The following is a 21,233-nucleotide window of genomic DNA, read 5'->3' on the forward strand; positions in this document are numbered from 1 at the left end:
CTTACTTTTAGTAAGGTTACTTAGATTATGATAGCGCCCTAGTTTAAATAATAAGAAAGTTAGTGAACCTTTCGTTTTAGAAAATAAAAAAGGAATTAAAAAAAGGAGTATAAATAATCGTATTCGAGTATTTAATTTAAATTTACATTATAATTGCTTTAAAATGATATTAAACACTATGAACTTTTTTTGTAAAACATTTATGCTTATAAGTTTTACATGTTTATTTTTCGCCTGTAGTTTTGAGAAAAGAAAAAAAAACACAGAGATAACTTCAGATACTCTTAAACTTCAGAAAGTTGATGATTTTTTTTTAAATGAAAACAAATCTGTAAATGGAATAAAGTTTAAAGTAGACAATGTATTAAAGAATGACACCCTTCTTGAAACATTTCCAGCTAAAAAAGTTGTAGCAAATTTTATAAGAAAACAAATTACTTATTTCCCAGATAGTAATGATACTCAATTAAAGTTGGTTCCAATAAGTGGTAATGGGCTTATTAACACTATAAATATATGTTATGGACAGCATAGACCGTTAGTATTATCTCCAGATGTTATATGGATGACAATAGCTCAAGGGGTTTCAACACATATAAATAAAGAATTTAAACAATTAGATGTTAAATTATTTAAGAAAAATAAGCCTAAGGTTATAAAAGTTAGAAACGACTCTTTAGAGTATGGAGTAAAACATTGGAAAAGTTTAATAACTAGCTTAACAAATTCTACAAGAAAATACACAAAAGAAGATATGTTTTCTTTTTTAGCTCCCAAATTTTCTACCACAACAGAAAATATTCATATAGCTTATCAAGCTAATATTTTATATGGATATAAAAAGGCTTTTACATACTTAGGTGAAGGAGGTTGCGGCATTCCTTATATAACCCTAACGGGAACTAAATCTGATTGGATAAAAATAAAAGAAAGTTTATCAAACTTAGATGATTTAGAATTAGGTTTTTGGCGTAAAGAACTAGAACTTATTCTAGATGAGTTTATAGCAGTCTATACTAATACTATGAACGAAAAATTTTGGAGAAATATTTATAAAGAATATTTAGATTATGGTGAGTTCTCTATTTCTGGATGGATCATTAAACTTTATCCTTATATAGAAGTTTTAGGAGCAGGTGTTTACGATAAGGAATTAGGAATGATGAAGGTTGAACATAGGTTTTTAAAAAATGAATACGTAGTTGGTGATAAATACTTATACTCAAAATTAAATATTGATGTTTTTCCAAATTATAAAAGTGAAGCGAATATTATTTGGGAAAATCACCTAAAAAATGAAAGAACTAAACTATTTCTTTATTCTGGAATTATGGGAGCAAAGCAATATGTAGATGGTTCATTAATGCCATGGGTTACTTGGGCTATTTCTAAAGAAAATGAAAAAGAACCTGCCTTATTAAGGTCACAAAGTAATGAAGTCATTCATAGAGACCCTAAATGGATACCACATATATATGAGAATGATTCTACAGTTATTCAAAAAGCAATATATCCTATAAAAAAAGATTTTCAGTTTGAAGAGGGACTCACTCATTTTAGGAAACAAGTATCAAAAATAGTTTATCCTAATTATAGTCAGAAAGGTGACACATTAACTTTTTATATATTATCAAATGGAAAACCAATTATTATAACGGATAATAAAAAATTAGAGTTAAAAGTACAAACTTGGTTAAATGAAAAAGGTGTTAAGTGGAATCCGGAAAAGGTGAAGCTATCTGAGGCAGTTATGTTTAAAGAAGAAGTAGACTCAACTAAATTAGTTAGCGTAAATAGTAAAATTAAAATAGTAATAGAGAAAAATTGAAAATTTTCCAATAGTATATTAAAAATGAATTCAAAAACATCCATATTACTATCTATTTTTAAAGGTATAAATTTTTCTGTTGATGAAATAAGCACTGTTGAACGTAAATTTGAAAAAATCATTATAAAAAAGGGAGACAGACTTTTAAATTCTGGAAAAACAGTAGGTAATCAATATTATATTTATAGCGGTTGTTTAAGAGCTTATTTTATAGGTAAAGATGGTAAAGAGCATACTATACAATTCGCTATTCAAGACTGGTGGATAAGTGATTATACAGCTTTTTTTACAACTTCAAAAGCAATTATGACTATTGATTGCATCCAGGATGCAGTTGTATATAAGATATCTAAAGAGTCAATGGAAAGTTTATATACAGTTATACCAAAATTAGAAACTTTTTTTAGAAGGAAAATGGAAGGAGCTTTTTCTAGTTTTCAAAAAAGAATACTTGGTGCTTTATCTCAAACAGCAAAAGAAAGGTATATTACTTTTGTTAAAACATACCCAAATATAGAAATAAGTGTAAAAAATTACCACATAGCTTCCTATTTAGGAATAACAACAGAAAGTTTAAGTAGAATTAGAAAAGAAATTGCTGAAAAATAGTTTTCTTACCATACATCAATTATTTTAAGTCTTAAGTATTATAGTTTTGTTTAAGTATCAACTTGAGTATATATAAATATTCTCCTGCGATACAATGATCATTAAATAAAATAATTTACTCAGACAAAAAGTAGAAAAAATGAAAAAAGTATTATTTGTATTAACTAGTCATGATGAACTTGGGACTACTGGTGAAAAAACTGGATTTTGGATAGAAGAGTTTGCAGCTCCCTATTATTTTTTTAAAGATAATAATGTTGAGGTTATTTTGGCATCACCTAAAGGAGGGCAACCACCAATAGATCCAAAAAGTGAATTACCAGATTTTCAAACTGCATCCACAATTAGGTTTTATAAAGATGAAGAAACAAAAGAGATTGTATCAAAAACAATAAAATTAAACACAGTTGATCAAGCAGATTATGATGCTGTATTTTATCCAGGAGGGCATGGTCCTTTATGGGATTTAGCAGAAGACAAAGATTCAATTTTACTAATTGAATCATTCATAAAAAATAATAAACCGGTAAGTGCTGTTTGTCATGCACCAGCTATTTTTAAACATACAAAAAATGAAGAGGGAACTCTGTTAGTAAAAGGGAAAAAGGTTACTGGATTTTCTAATACTGAAGAGGAAGCTGTGCAATTAACTGATGTAGTACCTTTTTTGGTAGAAAATATGCTAAAAGGAAATGGAGCAATATTTTCTAAAGGTGATGATTGGGTACCTTATGTTTTAGAAGATGAATTATTAATTACTGGTCAAAATCCAGCATCTTCTGAATTAGTGGCTGAAATTTTATTAAAAAAACTGAAATAAAACTACATAAAACATGATAAGAGCGATTTGAATTTTTATTCAGGTCGCTTTTTTATTAGTATGCTTTTTATAAATAAAAAAGAAAAGAAGTAACCCTTCAAAATTACTCCTTCTCTCAAACTAATTTAAACTTACTAAAAATGAAATTATTTAAAACTTCTACATAAAAGTAATTTAAAGAAAGAGTTTTGTTGAATTAAATTAGTTGAATAGAATGTATCTATAGATAAACGGTATTTGAGATTTTATAGTAAACAACTAAAATAAGTTTTATAAAAAAAAGAAAGAAGTATTCTTGCGAAGACTTCTTTCCTAACTAACCAAACATTTTCCAAAAAATGAAAAATCAAATTTTAAACTACACTGTAAATATAATTTAAGAACTAAGTAAATTATCTGATTATTAGTTGAATAGGCGTTATGTTTCGATAAGTAGTATTAAAACACCATTGAATTGAAAAAAATAGAAAAAGAAACTTTAAGTTAGGATATCAAAAAATAAAGGAACTCATACTATGAGTTCCTTTTTATTTAAGTGATAGTAAATTAACCCTTCAAAAATTAAAATCTATCCTTTCAATTCTAGTATGCTTAGTCGTTAGTTAATAGCAATCATTACAAATAAAAAAAAATATTTTTTAAGCTATAAACTTTTTTTATTTTTCATTATTAAATATTTCTTTAACAGCTACTTGATATTTTTTTTGATTCCCTGCTTTTTTTATTTTCTTGTAAGTTTTTTTTGGGTCAGAAAAAGATTTAGAAAAGTATTCCCAAAAACCGAGCATTTTCATTTTAATAGGAGTAGGACCAGACAATGCCTCGTCGTATTGTTGATAAATTTCATTATGAAAAGCTTCAAAACGTTGCCATCTATCATTAGGATACTCTGTAGTGTTATCTTTTATCATTTGTGGTAAAAATGGATCAGCAATTAAACCTCGTCCAATCATAAAATGAGTAATGCTAGGAAAACGTTCTGTCATTAACTTGAATCCTTCTACAGAAGTAATATCGCCATTATAGTATAATTGATGTTTTGAAGTATCAATACATTTTTGAAAAGCGTCTAAATCAACTCCACCTTTATATAATTGCTTTCCTATTCGTGCATGAATGGCTACATTTTTAAGAGGATATTTATCTAAAGTAGGGAATGCGTGTAGAATTTCTTCGCTATTTTCATATCCCATTCGCATTTTCATAGAAACTAAAATATCAGTTTCATTATGTGCTTTAGATAAAACTTCATCAATTCTTGCGGGGTTACAAATTAAACCAGATCCCATACCAGATTTTGTGACCATTGGATAAGGGCAACCCAAATTCCAATTTAATTCTTTGTAACCAAGACTTTGTACGTATTTAGCTACAAATAAAAATTCATCAGGATCATTTGTTATTACCTGTGGTATAACCTTTAAAGTTCTGTTATTTTCAGGTTGTAAATCACGTTGATAACTTGATTTTATTTTAAATTTCCCATTTAAACGAATATAAGGGGCATAAAAAGTATCAATACCACCAAAATATTTGTTTTGTGCATTTCTAAAACGGAAATCTGTAAAACCTTGTAAAGGTGATGAAAGTAAGGTAAAACTCATAGTAAATTTAAAGCTGCAAATATAGCAGACTTATCTGTGATATTTTAACTATAAACTTTATACTTTTGATATGTATAAATTGTAAAAGAAAAGTGGTGTTAGTTTTTTTTAAAAAACATAAAATAAAAATAATTAGTAGTGCTATTTTATTAGTTCTATATTATTTCTGTTTACCCGAAAAACTATTTGAAGATCCTACTTCAACAGTTGTTATTGCAAAAAATAAAGAATTGCTAGGTGCAGTTATAGCTGATGATGGACAATGGAGGTTTCCAGAGTTAGATTCTATTCCTAAAAAATTTGAACAATGTATTTTACAATTTGAGGATGCTCATTTTTATAAACACTTTGGTTTCAATCCAGTTTCTCTTGTAAAGGCATTAAAAGAGAATATTAAAGCTAAAAGAGTTGTTAGAGGAGGAAGTACTATTACTCAACAAGTAATTCGTTTGTCGCGTAAAAATAAAAGACGATCTTATATTGAAAAATTAAAGGAATTAATTTATGCAACTCGTTTAGAGTTTAGAATTTCAAAAAAAGAAATATTAAAGTTATATGCGTCACATGCACCTTTTGGAGGAAATGTTGTAGGCTTAGAAATGGCTTCTTGGCGTTATTTTGGGTTACAACCTAACCAACTGTCTTGGGCTGAAAGTGCTACTTTAGCAGTGTTGCCTAATGCACCATCATTGATATATCCAGGTAAAAACCAATTAAAATTAAAAAAGAAACGAAACAGGCTATTAAATAAACTTTACAAAGAAAAAATAATAGATAAAACTACTTATGAATTAGCTTTAGAAGAAGAGTTACCTCAAAAACCTTTTCCTCTTCCTTCTATTGCTCCTCATTTTGTTCAAGAAGTAGGAAAGGAACTCAAAGGAAAACATATAAAAAGTACCATAGATTTTCATTTACAAAAACGTGTAAATTATTTAGTAAAACAACATTACGAACGACAAAAGCAGAATGAAGTTTTTAATATTGCTGTACTAGTATTAGACGTTGAAACTAGAAAAGTATTGAGCTACATAGGGAATTCTCCAACTAATAAAAAACATCAAAAAGATGTAAATAATGTGATTTCTCCAAGAAGTACAGGTAGTACTTTAAAGCCTTTTTTATATGCGCAAATGCTTCAATCAGGAAATTTACTTCCTACTCAATTAATACCTGATGTTCCAACAGAAATTGCAGGCTATACACCAAAAAACTTTGACCTGACTTTTGATGGTGCAGTTCCAGCCAACGAAGCATTAACTCGTTCGCTGAATATTCCTGCCGTACGTATGTTACAGTCGTATGGATTGGAAAAATTCAGAGAAGATTTAAAAGAGTATCAGATAAAGCATATTAATAAATCAGCCGATTATTATGGGTTATCTTTAATTTTAGGTGGAGCAGAGGCTAGCTTATGGGATTTGTGTAAAACCTTTGCAAGTTATTCAGGTATTGTTAATCATTATGAAAAATTGGGACATAAATATTATGAAAATGAATTTATAGAGCCTATTTTTATAGAGTTGAATGAGGTTAATTTTGGAGCTACAACTGAGAAATACAATAAAATAGATGCAGGCACCGCTTTTTTAACACTAAATACCTTAACTGAAGTAAATAGACCATTTACAGATCAAGCATGGAAATATTTTGATTCTTCTCAAAAAATAGGATGGAAAACTGGTACTAGTTTTGGTAATAAAGATGCATGGGCTATAGGAACTAATTCAAAGTATGTTGTAGGTGTTTGGGTAGGTAATTCTGATGGGGAAGGAAGGCCAGATTTAACAGGTGTAGGTAGTGCTGCTCCATTAATGTTTGATGTTTTTGATGTTTTACCAAAGTCAAATTGGTTTTTAGCCCCTTATGAAAACTTGGTTGAAGAAAGTATTTGTGAAAAAAGTGGTTATTTAGCATTACCAATATGTAATTCAATTATTAAAAGAGTCCAAAAAAATGGAGTACGAGCTAAATCATGCCCATATCATAAGCAAATAAGTATTGATCAAACTGAAAAATTTAGAGTAAATTCAAATTGCGAATCTGTTACTAATATAAAAAATAAAACATGGTTCATATTGCCTCCATTAATGGCACATTATTACCAGCAAAAAAATGCTAATTATAGAGTATTACCAAGTTATAGAAGTGATTGTGTTATTTTAGATTCCAATACAATGGACTTTGTTTTTCCAACAAAACAATATTCAAAAATCTCATTAACAAAATCTGAGGATACTAAAACAAACCCACTAATACTTAAATTAACTCACGCAAATGCAGAAGCTAAAGTTTATTGGTATTTAAATAATGTGTTCATAGGAGAAACAAAAGAATACCACGAGCAAGCTATAAACCCTAAAGAAAAAGGAGTCTATAAAATTACTGTAATAGACGATTTAGGAAATGAAAGAAAGAGAACTATAGAACTGATATAGGCTCTTCCTTATGAATAACATCTTTTAAACGAATTCCAAAATTAGCTAGTTGTTTAATTTCTTTAACACCAGCCAAACGTTCTTTACCGATAATTAGTAGTCCATTTTTACTACCTTCAATATGATAATAATTATTACTTTCAAAAAATAAAATTAATTCATCAGTGAAAAAACTTCTTATGTCAAATTGGTTTTTTCCTGATAAATAAAAACGCCTAGAAAAATCAGGGTGGTCTTCAATATCAATATCTTTAAAGCCTGCAAAATGATAGATGTATTCGAAAATTCCTTCTCTATCTAAAGTAAACTCAGGAACTTTTTCATCTATACTAATATAAAACATTGTTGCCTTAATAATTTGCTTAGCGATTAATTCTCCTTCAGAAAATTCAACATCAAATAAAGCACAATTTTCATTTGATAAAATGTTAGATACTTTATTAATTTGGCGTGTTTTAAAATATCCAAATTCTGGGATTTCAGTAACTTCTTTTGGAGTGGTTTTATAACTCCAACCTAACTCTTTACTAATTTTAGAAACTGATTTTTGGCGTTTTGTTAAAACAGTTTTTTTCGATTTATCAATTAAATTTGTTGGTATGTTTTTACGTAAAGCAAATGGATGTTCACTTCCAGTTTTGTAACCATCTAAACCAATAATTTCAAAGTATCCGCCTTTTCGTTTAAAAGTCTCAATGTAGTTGTTCATATTTTCCATAATTGAATGGTCAACAAAATCACATAAAGAGAAATCTACAATAGCATCTTCATGTTCAGGTATTTGGTTTAGCTTAGATTTTAAACGAGTATAGTTTAAAAAGCTTGAGAAATTTTCAACTGAAACGTAATATTTACCATCTTCAGTAAACATTAAAACATTTGGCTTTAATAAGTTTCTAATGAAAAACATGAAACTTTTATTAATAATTACATGAATAATAAAGGTAGAAAATATACCAACAAGGATTCCTGTAATTAAATTGGTAGTAATAGTGGTAAATAATGTAATTAAGAATATAATTAATTGCTCTTTTCCTATTTTAAATACTTTTTTAATATTTTCAGGTGAGGCTAATTTGTAACCTGTATAAACTAAAATAGCTGCAAGAGCAGGTAATGGTATTTTACGTAACTCTGAAGCAAATAGTAAAATAAAAGCAACTAAAAAAGATGCATGAAAAAAGTTAGCAGAACGATTACTCCCTTTGTTGTTAACATTTACTGAGCTACGAGCAATAACTGTAACCACATTTAAACCACCTAGAAAACCACTGATTACCGTAGCTAATCCTAAAGCTCTAATATCTTTATTTACATTTGAACGTCTTTTTAAAGGGTCTAGTTTATCAACTGCTTTTATACTTAATAAACTTTCAATACTAGCAATTAAAGTAATTGCAATAACAGCATTAATAAATTCAAAATCGTATACTTTTCCAAAATCAGGGAAAGCAAAGCTAGAAAGTACATTATCAGGTAAGTTTATTAATAAACTTTTATCTATTGGATATGTTGAAGGTGATACCATATCAAAGTAATAATACATACCAACACTTAAAACAACAATCCACATAGGAGCAGGGATTAATTGAAAGTATTTATTACGTATTTTACTATAAAATATCATTATAAGTAAACTTATAACACCAACCATTCCAGCATAAAAAACACTTTGACTATCTGTTTTTGTAAAATTAACAATGCCTTCAGGTACTTGAAGTAACAAGTCAATAATACTACCCTTAGCATCCAGGTTACCAAACATAACATGTATTTGTTTGGCGAATATTCCTATACCAATTGCAGCTAACATTCCTTGGATGGCGGACGAAGGAAAAAAGTCTCCTAAAGAACCAAGTCTAAGGAAACCAAGGATAATCATGATAACTCCAGAAACTACAATAGCAGCTAATGTATATAAGAATCCTTGCTGCATATCACCAGCACCTAATGTTGTAATAGCAGCTAAAATAACAACAACTAAACCATTACCAGGACCAGTTATAGTAACATTAGATCCACCTAAAATAGCAACTACAGATCCACCAACTATTGCGGCTATAATTCCTGACATTGGTGGAGCACCAGAAGCTAAAGCTAATCCAAACCCCAAAGGAAGGGCTATTAATGAAACAACAAAACCTGCAAATATATTTTGAGGTAACTCTCCTAAAAATGTTTTAATATTATTCTTTCTTCCCATCTATATTATTTAACTATTAAAACATCGGTTGGTAATTCTGATAAGATATATTCTATATCATGAGGGAAAATTCTATGTAAAATCCCTGTTTTTTTTGGAGCATTCATTATAAGTAAATCAGCTCTTTTAACTTTAGCATAATGCCCAATAGAATATCCTCTTCTACCGAAAATACTTTGCGTTTTTACATTTATATCTTTAATATCTATAGTTTTAAGTATGTTTTTTACACGTAAATCTTCTCTGTTTTTTAACTGTTCTTTTACTTCAGTTGCTTTAAGAAGTGTTTTATCATCACTTACTGTTACGTTTAATTCGTTTTGACTAATTTCTTCTACAATGGTAACTCTTTTACAATCTAAATTTTTTGAAATAGTAAAAGCTGTTTTAATAGTTTCTTCTGTATCTTCATCTTGTAAACCATTAACAACAATATGTTTACAAGGAACACGTTCAGTAGAAGGTTTTATTAAAAGTAAAACAGAACAAGGAGATTTTCTTGTTAGTTTTCGAGCGATAGATCCTACATAATATTTATAGATATTTTCTTTTTGTAAGGCTCCTAAAATAAGTAAATCTGCTTGCTGTTGAGTTGTGGTACTCAAAATAACATCTACTGGCTCTCCTTCTTGCCAAATAGTTGTAAATCCTTTTAGTAGCTTTGGTGCTTCAAAAAGCAATTTTTTTAATCGATTTTCTTTTTGAACTGATTTTTCACCAACATGAACACCTATCAATTCTGCTTTAAACATGTTCGCTAATCTGATAGCCTCTAGTAAATTGGCTTTTAAATTAGGAGAAAATGCAATACCTATAATAATTTTGTTAATCAAAATTGTAAATTTTAGACTTCGAATATAAAATTTTATTGTAGTTTTAGGAAACAAAACTATGAAACTTAAATTTAAACTATGATTGAATTAGCTGGGATTATAATTTTAGGGATTTTAGCACAATGGGTTGCATGGAAGTTTAAGATTCCTGCTATTTTACCTTTAATATTAATTGGATTGATTGTAGGGCCTATTGCGGCTCAGTTTTTTAATGAAGATGGTAGTAAATGGATTGAGCCAGTTTGGAATGGAGAAAAAGGATTATTTCCTGGAGATGGGCTGTATTATTTTGTTTCATTGGCTATTAGTATTATTCTTTTTGAAGGAGGATTAACGTTAAGAAGAGGGGAAATAAAGAATATTGGACCTGTTATTAGTAAGTTAATAACGCTAGGATCGGCAATTACATTTTTCGGAGCAGGGATTACTGCTCATTACATATTCAATTTAAATTGGAAACTTTCATTTTTGTTTTCAGGTTTAATTATTGTTACAGGACCAACGGTAATTACTCCTATTTTAAGAAATATACCTTTAAAGAAGGATGTTTCTGCTGTACTAAAATGGGAGGGAATATTAATTGATCCTATTGGAGCATTAGTTGCCGTATTGGTATTTGAGTTTATTAGTGTTGGAGGAGGAGCTGGATTTACTTTAACAGCTTTATTGGAGTTTTTAAAAATTTTATTATTTGGAACAACATTCGGATTTACATTTGCGCACGCTTTAATTTTCATAATTGATAAAAAATGGGTTCCACATTACTTGTTAAATGTAGTTTCATTATCAACTGTATTGTTAGTTTTTGTAGAGTCTGAATTGTTTGCGCATGAATCAGGCTTATTAGCTGTGGTAGTTATGGGAATGGTACTAGGAAATAGCAAGTTAAAAGATTTAAAAGAAATATTATATTTTAAAGAATCTCTTAGTGTATTATTAATTTCTATATTATTTATTTTATTAGCTGCGAATATGGATTATAAAGAGCTAATGCTATTGTACGAGTGGAAAACATTATTACTTTTTGCATTAATAGTTTTTATAATAAGACCTTTAGCAGTGTTTTTAAGTACGCATAAATCTAATTTAAAAACAAATGAAAAGCTTTTTATTAGTTGGGTAGGACCAAGAGGTATAGTTGCAGCAGGTATTGCTTCTTTATTTGGATCTAAGTTAATGAAGCAAGGAGTAGATGGAGCTGAGTATATAACTCCGCTTGTTTTTATGGTTGTTTTAGGTACTGTATTGTTAAATGCAACCACTGCAAGATTGTTTGCTAAATTAGTAGGTGTGTTTTTAAAACGATCAAATGCAATAATGATAATAGGAGCATCTGAAGTAGCTAGATTAATAGCAAAGTATTTGCAAGAGAATGATAGAAGGGTAGTGATTATTGATTCTAACAGAGATAATATAGAAAAGGCTAATAATGAAGGATTAGAATCCTATGAAATTAATGTATATGACAATGAGCTTACTGATAACATAGAGTTAAATGACGTAGGTTATATGATAGCAATGACAGGAAGTGACTCAATAAATGAATATGCAATGTCAAATTTCTCGTCTATTTTTGGAGAGCAAGGTTCTTACCGTTTAGCTAACTCTAAAGAAGTAAATACAAAAGAATATGAAGATGAGGAAAAGTTATTTACCAAAGAAGATGATTATTTTAGTTTACTAGAGACTATCAGAGAATTTCCTGAAGTTCATGAAACTCTTATTAAATCTAAGGAAGAGTATAAAACTGTACTAGGGAAAATCAATGAAGAACTGAAATCTATTCCTATTTTGGTAAAAAATAAATCAAATGAAATCTTATTAATTTCAGAGTTTGAAAAAAAGATTACATCTATGGAAAACTGGAGTTTAGTTTATGTAGGTAAAAAGTTAGAATTCTAATTAAAAACTGATGTTTTAAATACCAAAATACTTTTAAAAATCTATATGTTTTTTATTCATTCAAAATACTTACTTTTATCTTTCAGAAAGTTTAGAATTTGCTTACACATTTAAAAATACATAATTACGCTTTAATCAATCAATTATCGATTGATTTCACCAAAGGGCTATCTATAATAACTGGTGAAACTGGAGCGGGGAAATCGATTTTATTAGGAGCTTTAGGTTTAGTAATGGGAAATCGAGCTGATTTGTCATCACTAAAAAATGCAGAAAAAAAATGTATTATTGAAGCTCAGTTCTTATTAGATGGATACAATTTAGAATCCGTTTTTGAGGAATTAGATGTAGATTATGAAGAGGAAACAATTATAAGAAGAGAGATTTTACCATCTGGTAAATCTAGAGCTTTTGTAAATGATACTCCTGTAAATCTATCAGTTTTAACAGCTTTAAAAATAAAATTGATAGATATACACTCTCAGCATCAAACTTTACAGTTATCTGATATTAACTTTCAATTTTCAATTCTTGATGCTCTAGCTAAAAATCAGGCTAAAATAGCTTCTTATAAAAGAGGTTTACGTAAGTATAATGGATTAAAAAAAGAATTAAAAGAGTTAAAAGATCAGGCTCAAAAGTCAACTGAACAATACGAATATAATCTTCATTTATTTAATGAACTAGAAGAAGCAAACCTTAAAGTAGGAGAACAAAAAACTTTAGAAGAGAAGATTGAAAAACTTAATAATATTGAAGATATTAAGTTAAACTTATCTGAAGGTTTACAAATAACTGTTAATGAAGATTTAGGTATACAAACTCAATTACATTCTTTAGAAAGTAAGTTACAGAAAATAAGTTCTTTTTCAGCTGAATATGAAGAATTAACTTCTAGAGTTTCAAGTATAAAAATTGAATTAGATGATATTGTAACTGAATTAGAATCTGCCAATGAACAAGTAGATTTTAATCCGAATGAAATAGAAGAACTAAACGATAGACTACAACTTATATATAACTTAGAAAAGAAACATGGTGTGGCTACGATTGAAGAATTACAAAAAATTCATGAATCATTATCAGAAAAAGTAGCACAAGTTGAAGGAGCGAGTGAAAATATAACTAAGAAGGAATCTGAAATTAAAGCTGTAGCTGTTAAATTAGATGAAGTAGCTAGTTTAATTACTAAAGGAAGAAATAAAGGAATACCTAAGTTACAAAAAGAGTTAAAGTATTTATTAACTGAGTTAGGTATGCCAAATGCACAGTTTTTAATAGAAGTAAAACCAAGTGAAATTTATACAGTAAATGGTAAAGACGAATTAGTGTTTTTATTTTCAGCAAATAAAGGTGGTAATTTCGGTGAACTAAAAAAAGTAGCTTCTGGTGGTGAACTTTCCAGAATAATGCTTTCCATTAAAAAAACACTTTCAAGTAATATTCAATTGCCAACCATTATTTTTGATGAAATAGATACAGGTGTTTCTGGAGAAGTTTCAAATAAAATAGCAAAAATAATGAATGATATGGGTGAGAATATGCAAGTAATAACTATTACACATTTACCGCAAATAGCTTCACAAGGACAGCAACATTATAAAGTTTTTAAGGGAGAAGAAAAAGGGGTAACTACTTCAAATTTAAAACGCTTAAACTATGATGAAAGAGTTGCTGAAATAGCAGAAATGTTAAGCGGAAAAGATTTTTCTGAAAGTGCATTAACACATGCTAAAGAATTATTAGGATAACAATAATAAAAGTTTTTCATTGATTAGGTAAACTACTAATTTAAAGAAGAAATACTCAAATAACTAAAGAAAAGACTATAACAACACTATGTATAATTTATTAAAAGGTAAAAAAGGAATTATTTTTGGAGCTTTAAATGAACATTCAATAGCATGGAAAGTAGCAGAGAGAGCACATGAAGAAGGAGCTGAATTTGTTTTAACAAATGCTCCTATAGCAATGAGAATGGGAGAATTAAATACGTTGGCTGAAAAAACAGGATCACAAATTGTTCCAGCTGATGCAACTTCTATGGATGATTTAAATAATTTAGTAGAAAAATCTATGGAAATTTTAGGGGGTAAAATTGATTTTGTTTTACACTCTATAGGTATGTCGGTAAATGTGCGTAAAGGTCGCCATTATACTGATTCAAAATACGATTTTACAATGAAAGGGTTTGATGTTTCGGCATTATCTTTTCATAAAACAATGAATGTTTTGTACAACAAAAAAGCAATGAATGAATGGGGTAGTATTGTGGCTTTAACATATATGGCTGCTCAAAGAGTGTTCCCTGATTATAATGATATGGCTGATAATAAAGCATATTTAGAATCGATAGCTCGTAGTTTTGGGTATTTCTTTGGACGTGATCATAAAGTTAGAGTAAATACTGTATCACAATCTCCAACTCCAACTACAGCAGGAAGTGGTGTAAAAGGATTTGATGGGTTTATTTCTTATGCTGAAAAAATGTCACCATTAGGAAATGCAACAGCATTAGAATGTGCAGATTATACAATTTCATTATTTTCAGACTTAACAAAGAAAGTTACATTACAAAACTTATACCATGATGGAGGGTTTTCTAATATGGGAGTTAGTGATGCCGTAATGGATAAATTTGTTACAGAATAAAAGAATTTTTTTAAGAATTCATAAAAAAACATAAAATGCAAATCGTTAGATTTGCATTTTTTATTGAAACTAAAAGAGTATGGATTGTATTTTATTAATAGAGAAAGAGTTAGAAGGGTTAAGGTTAGAGTTAAGAGAGCATGAATTATATGCATCATTAAATACAATTGATGATGTAAAAGTATTTATGGAAGAACATGTTTTTGCTGTTTGGGATTTTATGTCATTATTGAAAGCCTTACAACAACAGCTAACTTGTACAAACTTACCTTGGATACCAGTTATTAATTCGACTGCAGCTCGTTTTATTAATGAAATAGTTTTAGAAGAGGAGACCGATTTAAATGAATTAGGAGAACCTAGAAGCCATTTTGAAATGTATATAGATGCAATGCAACAAGTAAAAGCTAATACATTGCAAATTTCAACTTTTATTTCTGAATTAATAGAAGGAAAAAGTATTGAAAATATTATAGGTAAGTTATCAATAAATGAAGAAACAAAAGAGTTTTTATTATTTACTTTTGAAGTAATTAATACAAAAGAACCTCACATAATTGCATCTAGTTTTACTTTTGGAAGAGAAGATGTAATACCAGATATGTTTATTGAGATTGTTAAAAAAACAGAAGAAAAGGAGAATACAGATTATAGTAAATTACTTTTTTATTTAAACAGACATATTGAGTTAGATGGAGGAGAACATGGCCCGTTAGCTTTGCAAATGATTGAAGAGTTATGTGGAAATGACGAACAAAAGTGGAATGATGTGCTTTATTACGCAAAAGCTTCATTAGAAAAAAGAATAGCACTTTGGAATGGAATTGCGAAAAAAAATAAGAAATTAACACTTGTTTAATGGAGTTATATTTTTCTATAATAATACCTGTGTATAATCGTCCTGATGAAGTTGATGAATTATTAGAGAGTATCACAAAACAAGATTATCAAGATGAATTTGAGGTTATTATTATTGAAGATGGTTCTGATCAGTCATCTGTTAGTATAGTAGAAAAGTATAATGCTAAATTAAATATAAAATATTTTTATAAAGAAAATACTGGAGCAGGTTTAAGTAGGAACTATGGAATGAAAAAGGCCTCAGGAAATTATTTTATTATACTAGATTCAGATGTAATTGTACCCCAAAAATATTTGTCAATAGTTAAAAACGAATTAACTAAAAATTTCACGGATGCTTTTGGAGGGCCTGATGCGGCTCATCATAGTTTTACTGCCATTCAAAAAGCAATTAACTATTCTATGACTTCTACTATAACTACAGGAGGCATTAGAGGAAAAAAGAAAAGTGTAGGTAAATTTCAACCAAGAAGTTTTAATTTCGGGTTATCTAAAAAAGCTTTTGAAAAAACAAAAGGCTTTTCTAAATTAAAGGCTGGAGAGGATATTGATTTAAGTTTCCGTTTATTAGAAAGTGGGTTTAATACTCAATTACTGGAAAAAGCATTTGTGTACCATAAGCGGAGAACTACTATTAAACAGTTTTTTAAACAAACTTTTGCTTTTGGTACTGCAAGACCTAAATTAAATAGAAAATACCCTGAAACAGCTAAAATTACTTATTGGTTTCCAAGTTTATTTATTATTGGAATAGATATCACTATCATTTTATTATTATTTGGTAGTTGGATACCTATTCTTTTTTATGCATTTTATTTTGTAATACTTTTTTTAAATTCATTATTTGAAAACAAAAGCTTTAAAGTTGCTTTTTTGAGTATAATTACAACATTAACTCAATTCTATGGGTATGGATTAGGGTTCTTACAATCTAAGTTTATAGAAAAATAAAAGTCCTCAATTAAATTGAGGACTTTGTATATTATTAATTTATTGAGTGTCTTATTTTTCAGGGTTTAAAACTCCTAAAATATAGCCATTAGTTAAATATTTTTTAGCTACGTTTTGAATATCTTTTTTAGTTAAAGCATTAATTCTATTTTCAAAATCACTTGGATCAGAAGCCTCGTTCTTTTGATAATCAATGTTTTTAATAGTTCTTAACCAAAAACGATTCTTTTTAAGGTCATCTCTATAATCTGAAATCATTCCCTTTTTGGCCTTCATTACGTCTTCTTCAGTTGGTCCATCTTTAATAACAGAAGCAACATGGTTAACAGAAATGTTTTTAAGTTTCTCAACATTTTCAGGTGCACAAGGGTAAGAAATACTAAAGTTAAACCAACCGTAAGGCATTTTTGATATTCTACCACGTGTTCTTGATGAATATACACCACCTTCTTGTTCACGAAGTTTTTCAGTTAACTTAATAGCAACTACATCTCCTAAAATAGAAAAAGCTAAAGCTTCTTTTTTATTGTATTTAGCTTTCCCTTGATATGTTATTCTAACATTACTTTTTGGTGCTTTTCCTTTCTGAATTGTTTTTGTATGGTTTCCAGATTTTGGACGAAAGTTATGTACTTTATAGTTTTCCTTCGAATTCTTGTTAGGTAAACCAGCAATATATTTCATTGCATATTCAGCTAATTTTTTTTCATCAATATTACCAACAAAATAAAAATTAAAATCACCAGCATCAGCAAAACGTTCTTGATATTTTTTGTAAGCTAAGTTATAGTCAGCTTTATCATATGCCTCTGGAGATGGGAATCCTGAATAACGAGGATTACCAGCATTCATAAAATCACCCATTTCTTTTTGAAAGAAAAAGTTTGGACTAGCTAATAAATTACCTAAGAAACTCTTTTGTTTATTTACAAATGATTTAAAAGCCTTTTCATCTTTATTTAAAGAGGTGAAATATAAATGAACCATTTGAAACATATCTTCTAAGTTTTTAGGAGAAGCAGAACCTCTAAAGCCTTCACTATATGTACCTATATATGGAGTTACACGAGCAATTTTACCCGACATCATTTTTGATAAATCAGTTTTTGAATATCCATTAACTCCAGCTTGAGATAATGCTCCGTTGGCAAAAGTAGTAGCTTTTAAATCACTATCACTATATAATGAGGTACCACCAAAACTGAAAGCATCAAATAAAATTTCATCATTTTTAAAATCAGTTTTTTTGTAAGTAATTTTAGCACCATTACTTAAAACTAAAGTAACTGTTCCTAATTTATCATTTTTAGAAGTACTAATAATTGTACCAGACTTAGGAGCTTTTGTAATTAATGAAGTAGCAACTACTTTATCTTCATATGGTTTTAATTCTTTTGTTTTAACTTCTTTTAAAGCTTGGGTAACTTGCGATTCTGTAACTACTTTTTTAGGGCCAGTTATAACAACCACTCGATTATCATCATGTAAAAAGTTTTTAATAATACTGTTTACTTCTTCTAATTTAATAGAAGGTAATAATCCCATATGAGCTTTATACTCCCAACTAATTCCAGGAATAGCTTCTTGTTCTAAAAAGTTATTTACGTACTGCCCAACTATTCTTCTAGACTCTCTTTTGTCTTTATCTTTAAAAGCTTTTTCAATACGAGCAATTACATTTTTCTTAGCTCTATCAAGCTCACCGGCTTGGAAACCATATCGTTTAACTCTTTCATTTTCATTTAATAAAGCCTTTAACCCATTTAATTGGCCATCAGCACTTGTTCCTGCTGTTGATTGGTATGCATTTTTACCTCTAGCCCAAGTTCCTCCATGATAACTAAAACCATAAACAAATGGAGGTTTTTCACTTTCTCTTAATTCACTTAATCTGTTATTTAACATTTGAGAAAATAATGACTTAACTAAAGAATTTCTGTAATCATTGATAGTTACATCTGCTTTAGCTTCATCATAGTCTTTATACATTAATTGTACTCTTGAAAAAGCAGCTTCTTTATCAGCTTCAATTGCGATAAATGTTTCTTTGTGGTTTTTTAAAGTTGAAACTTTTCTTTTTCTTGGGTTTTTTACTGCTGGAATCCTTTCGAAATGAGCTTTTATTTTTTGTTCTAAAGTAGCAACATCAACATCACCAACAGCAATAACAGCCATTAAGTCTGGACGGTACCAGTCTTTATGAAAACGACGAATACTTTCATGTTTAAAAGTTTCAATACTTTCTTTGGTTCCTATAGGTAATCTTTTAGCATATTTAGAGCCATGCATAACTTTAGGTAAGTATTTTTCTAGCATACGGCTATCTGCACCTCTTCTAGAGCGATATTCTTCTAAAACAACACCACGCTCTTCATCTATATCTTTACCATTTAAAAGAGCTCCATGCGCCCAATCTTCAATAATTTGAAAACCTTTTTCAAGTTTTTTATCATCATCACTTGGTATAGGTAAAATATAAACAGTTTGATCAAAACCAGTATAAGCATTTAAATGAGCTCCAAACTTAACACCAATAGATTGTAAATAATCAATTAGCTCGTTTTTCTTAAAGTTTTTGGTTCCATTAAAATTCATGTGCTCCATAAAATGAGCAACTCCTAATTGATCATCATCTTCTAAAATAGAACCTGCATTGATTGCTAAACGCAATTCTACTTTATTAGCTGGTTTAGGGTTTTGTTTAATATAATAGGTAATACCATTTGAAAGTTTTCCAATTTTAACAGAAGGGTCGGTTGGAATTGGCATTGACTTAATACTTTCTTTTCCTTTTGGTGCTTTTTTTAAAGCCTGACTATACCCGGGTAGTGTCATCAGTAAAGCGAAAGAAATTGAATAAAGAATTTTTTTCATAGTGAATAAGTATTTGATTAAGTAGCTAATATACATCAATTACTTTACAAACTAAGTTTTTAGTTGTTAATTAGTGTTAAAAAGAAAGCTCCCAATTACTTGAGAGCTTTATATTATAAAATTGTAGTGATATTTTCTGGTGGGCGACCTATAACCGCTTTTGAGCCATTTATTACAATAGGGCGTTCTATTAACTTTGGGTAATGAATCATTGCTTCAATTATTTGATCGTCTGTTAATTCTTTTCCTTTAAAATTCTCTTTCCAAATCTTTTCGTTTTTACGAACTAATTGCAAAGGTTCTATGCCTAATAATGTAATAATTTCTTTTAACTCTTCTTTTGAAGGAACCGTATCTAAATACTTAACTATTTCAAATTCTTTTCCAGAATTTTCAAGTATCTCCAAACCGCAACGAGATTTACTACATCTATTATTATGGTATATTTTTATCATTTTATGTTTTTGTATTAAAAAGTTTTATCTGTTTCTTTTTGCCCCATCATCATTAAATAAGACTTTAAAAAAGGATTTATGTTTCCATCCATAACAGCATCTACATTTCCAGTTTCATGAGCTGTTCTAACATCTTTTACTAATTTATAAGGGTGCATTACATAATTACGAATTTGGCTACCCCATTCAGTCTTTAACTTTCCAGCTTCAATATTCTCTCTAGTTGCTAATCGTTTTTGTAATTCAATTTCATACAATTGAGATTTTAACATTTTTAAAGCTGTAGCTCTATTATCATGTTGTGACCTAGAATTTGAACATTGAATTTGTATACCAGTTGGTTTATGAGTTAATTGAACTTTAGTTTCAACCTTATTTACATTTTGACCTCCAGCACCGCTAGAACGAGCAGTAGTTATTTCAATATCTGCTGGGTTTATTTCTATTTCAATTGTATCATCTGCTACAGGAAAAATATATACAGAACCAAAAGTAGTATGCCTTTTATTATTACTATCAAATGGTGAAATTCTAACTAAACGATGTACACCATTTTCTCCTTTTAACCATCCAAAGGCATAATCACCATCAATTTCGATGGTTACTGTTTTTACACCAGCGATATCACCTGCTTGATAGTTAAGTGTCTTTAGTTTGTATCCTTGTTTTTCTGCCCACATGGTATACATACGCATTAACATTTCTACCCAGTCGCAACTTTCTGTTCCTCCTGCACCAGCTGTAATTTGTATGGTAGCACTTAAACTATCACCTTCTTCAGATAGCATATTTTTAAACTCAATATCTTCTAAAAGAGTACTTGTTTTTTCATATTGTTCAATAACTTCAGATTCTTCAACATCACCTTCTTTATAAAAATCGTATAAAACAATAAGATCTTCACTTAAAGTAACAATAGAGTTATAATCATTAACCCATTTTTTCTTAAAACGAAGTTCTTTCATTAAAGCTTCAGCTTCTTTTGGGTTATTCCAAAAATCAGGATTGGCAGTTTTTTCTTCTTCGTTATTTATTTCAATTAATTTTTTATCAATATCTAAATACGATTTTAGTTTAACTACTCGCTCTGAGATATTTTTTAACTGTTCTTGTGTTATCATAATCATCACAAAAATAAGTTAAAATTTAAGATTGACAGAAGTGTTTTTAAATAACCAATAGTATTTTTCTATTTTTATAGAA

At 28.9% G+C, this 21,233-nt stretch carries 15 protein-coding genes; 9 read left to right on the top strand and 6 right to left on the bottom strand.

Annotation, left to right across the window (positions count from 1 at the left end; all coding sequences use genetic code 11):
- Positions 1–178: 178 nt before the first annotated feature.
- From DS884_RS00495 to DS884_RS00505, 3 genes are all read left to right on the top strand, one after another.
- On the top strand, positions 179–1,828 hold the full coding sequence (locus DS884_RS00495; protein ID WP_158530803.1) for a DUF4419 domain-containing protein: 1,650 nt from the start codon (positions 179–181) through the stop codon (positions 1,826–1,828).
- A gap of 24 nt (positions 1,829–1,852) precedes the next feature.
- The gene (locus DS884_RS00500) at positions 1,853–2,437 is read left to right on the top strand and encodes a Crp/Fnr family transcriptional regulator (RefSeq protein WP_113785366.1); all 585 of its coding nucleotides are present in this window, start codon (positions 1,853–1,855) and stop codon (positions 2,435–2,437) included.
- Positions 2,438–2,576: 139 nt separating this feature from the next.
- Positions 2,577–3,257 carry a type 1 glutamine amidotransferase domain-containing protein gene (locus DS884_RS00505; protein ID WP_113785367.1) on the top strand — a complete coding sequence of 227 codons (681 nt, stop codon included), beginning with the start codon at positions 2,577–2,579 and terminating at the stop codon, positions 3,255–3,257.
- A 656-nt stretch (positions 3,258–3,913) separates the two neighbouring features.
- Here DS884_RS00505 and DS884_RS00510 read toward each other — a convergent pair.
- Positions 3,914–4,861 carry a tRNA dihydrouridine synthase gene (locus tag DS884_RS00510; RefSeq protein ID WP_113785368.1) on the bottom strand — a complete coding sequence of 316 codons (948 nt, stop codon included), beginning with the start codon at positions 4,859–4,861 and terminating at the stop codon, positions 3,914–3,916.
- 95 nt (positions 4,862–4,956) lie between these two features.
- Between DS884_RS00510 and pbpC the strand changes: the two genes are divergently transcribed.
- On the top strand, positions 4,957–7,299 hold the full coding sequence (gene pbpC, locus DS884_RS00515) for a penicillin-binding protein 1C (RefSeq protein WP_233487083.1): 2,343 nt from the start codon (positions 4,957–4,959) through the stop codon (positions 7,297–7,299).
- Here the strand turns inward: pbpC and DS884_RS00520 are convergent.
- Complete coding sequence (locus DS884_RS00520) at positions 7,283–9,502, bottom strand: SulP family inorganic anion transporter (protein WP_113785370.1); 2,220 nt, start codon at positions 9,500–9,502, stop codon at positions 7,283–7,285. The two genes, pbpC and DS884_RS00520, sit on opposite strands and share 17 nt — an antisense overlap.
- Positions 9,503–9,507: 5 nt before the next feature.
- Positions 9,508–10,335: a universal stress protein gene (locus tag DS884_RS00525; RefSeq protein WP_233487084.1), complete on the bottom strand. Its 828-nt coding sequence runs from the start codon at positions 10,333–10,335 to the stop codon at positions 9,508–9,510.
- Positions 10,336–10,413: 78 nt separating this feature from the next.
- Between DS884_RS00525 and DS884_RS00530 the strand changes: the two genes are divergently transcribed.
- From DS884_RS00530 to DS884_RS00550, 5 genes are all read left to right on the top strand, one after another.
- Positions 10,414–12,237, top strand: a complete 1,824-nt coding sequence (locus DS884_RS00530) for a cation:proton antiporter (RefSeq protein WP_113785371.1) — start codon at positions 10,414–10,416, stop codon at positions 12,235–12,237.
- A 98-nt stretch (positions 12,238–12,335) separates the two neighbouring features.
- A complete protein-coding gene (recN, locus tag DS884_RS00535) occupies positions 12,336–13,988 on the top strand; it encodes a DNA repair protein RecN (RefSeq protein ID WP_113785372.1) in 1,653 nt (550 codons plus the stop codon).
- 88 nt (positions 13,989–14,076) lie between these two features.
- Complete coding sequence (locus DS884_RS00540; protein WP_093870915.1) at positions 14,077–14,889, top strand: enoyl-ACP reductase; 813 nt, start codon at positions 14,077–14,079, stop codon at positions 14,887–14,889.
- Between the two features lie 79 nt (positions 14,890–14,968).
- Complete coding sequence (locus DS884_RS00545) at positions 14,969–15,748, top strand: DUF3050 domain-containing protein (protein ID WP_113785373.1); 780 nt, start codon at positions 14,969–14,971, stop codon at positions 15,746–15,748.
- Positions 15,748–16,701 (top strand): glycosyltransferase, encoded by a 954-nt coding sequence (locus DS884_RS00550; RefSeq protein WP_093870917.1) that lies wholly within the window; start codon positions 15,748–15,750, stop codon positions 16,699–16,701. Before DS884_RS00545 ends, DS884_RS00550 begins: the two co-directional genes overlap by 1 nt.
- A 51-nt stretch (positions 16,702–16,752) precedes the next feature.
- Here the strand turns inward: DS884_RS00550 and DS884_RS00555 are convergent, their stop codons facing one another.
- The 3 genes from DS884_RS00555 to prfB all read right to left on the bottom strand — a co-directional run bounded on the left by DS884_RS00555 (position 16,753) and on the right by prfB (position 21,151).
- A complete protein-coding gene (locus DS884_RS00555) occupies positions 16,753–19,575 on the bottom strand; it encodes a M16 family metallopeptidase (RefSeq protein ID WP_233487085.1) in 2,823 nt (940 codons plus the stop codon).
- Between the two features lie 113 nt (positions 19,576–19,688).
- A complete protein-coding gene (arsC, locus tag DS884_RS00560) occupies positions 19,689–20,030 on the bottom strand; it encodes an arsenate reductase (glutaredoxin) (RefSeq protein WP_113785374.1) in 342 nt (113 codons plus the stop codon).
- Between the two features lie 14 nt (positions 20,031–20,044).
- Positions 20,045–21,151: a peptide chain release factor 2 gene (prfB, locus tag DS884_RS00565; protein ID WP_093872027.1), complete on the bottom strand. Its 1,107-nt coding sequence runs from the start codon at positions 21,149–21,151 to the stop codon at positions 20,045–20,047.
- Positions 21,152–21,233: the final 82 nt, after the last annotated feature.

The sequence above is a fragment of the Tenacibaculum sp. E3R01 genome, from assembly GCF_003318185.1.
GTDB classification, from domain to species: Bacteria; Bacteroidota; Bacteroidia; order Flavobacteriales; family Flavobacteriaceae; genus Polaribacter; species Polaribacter halocynthiae.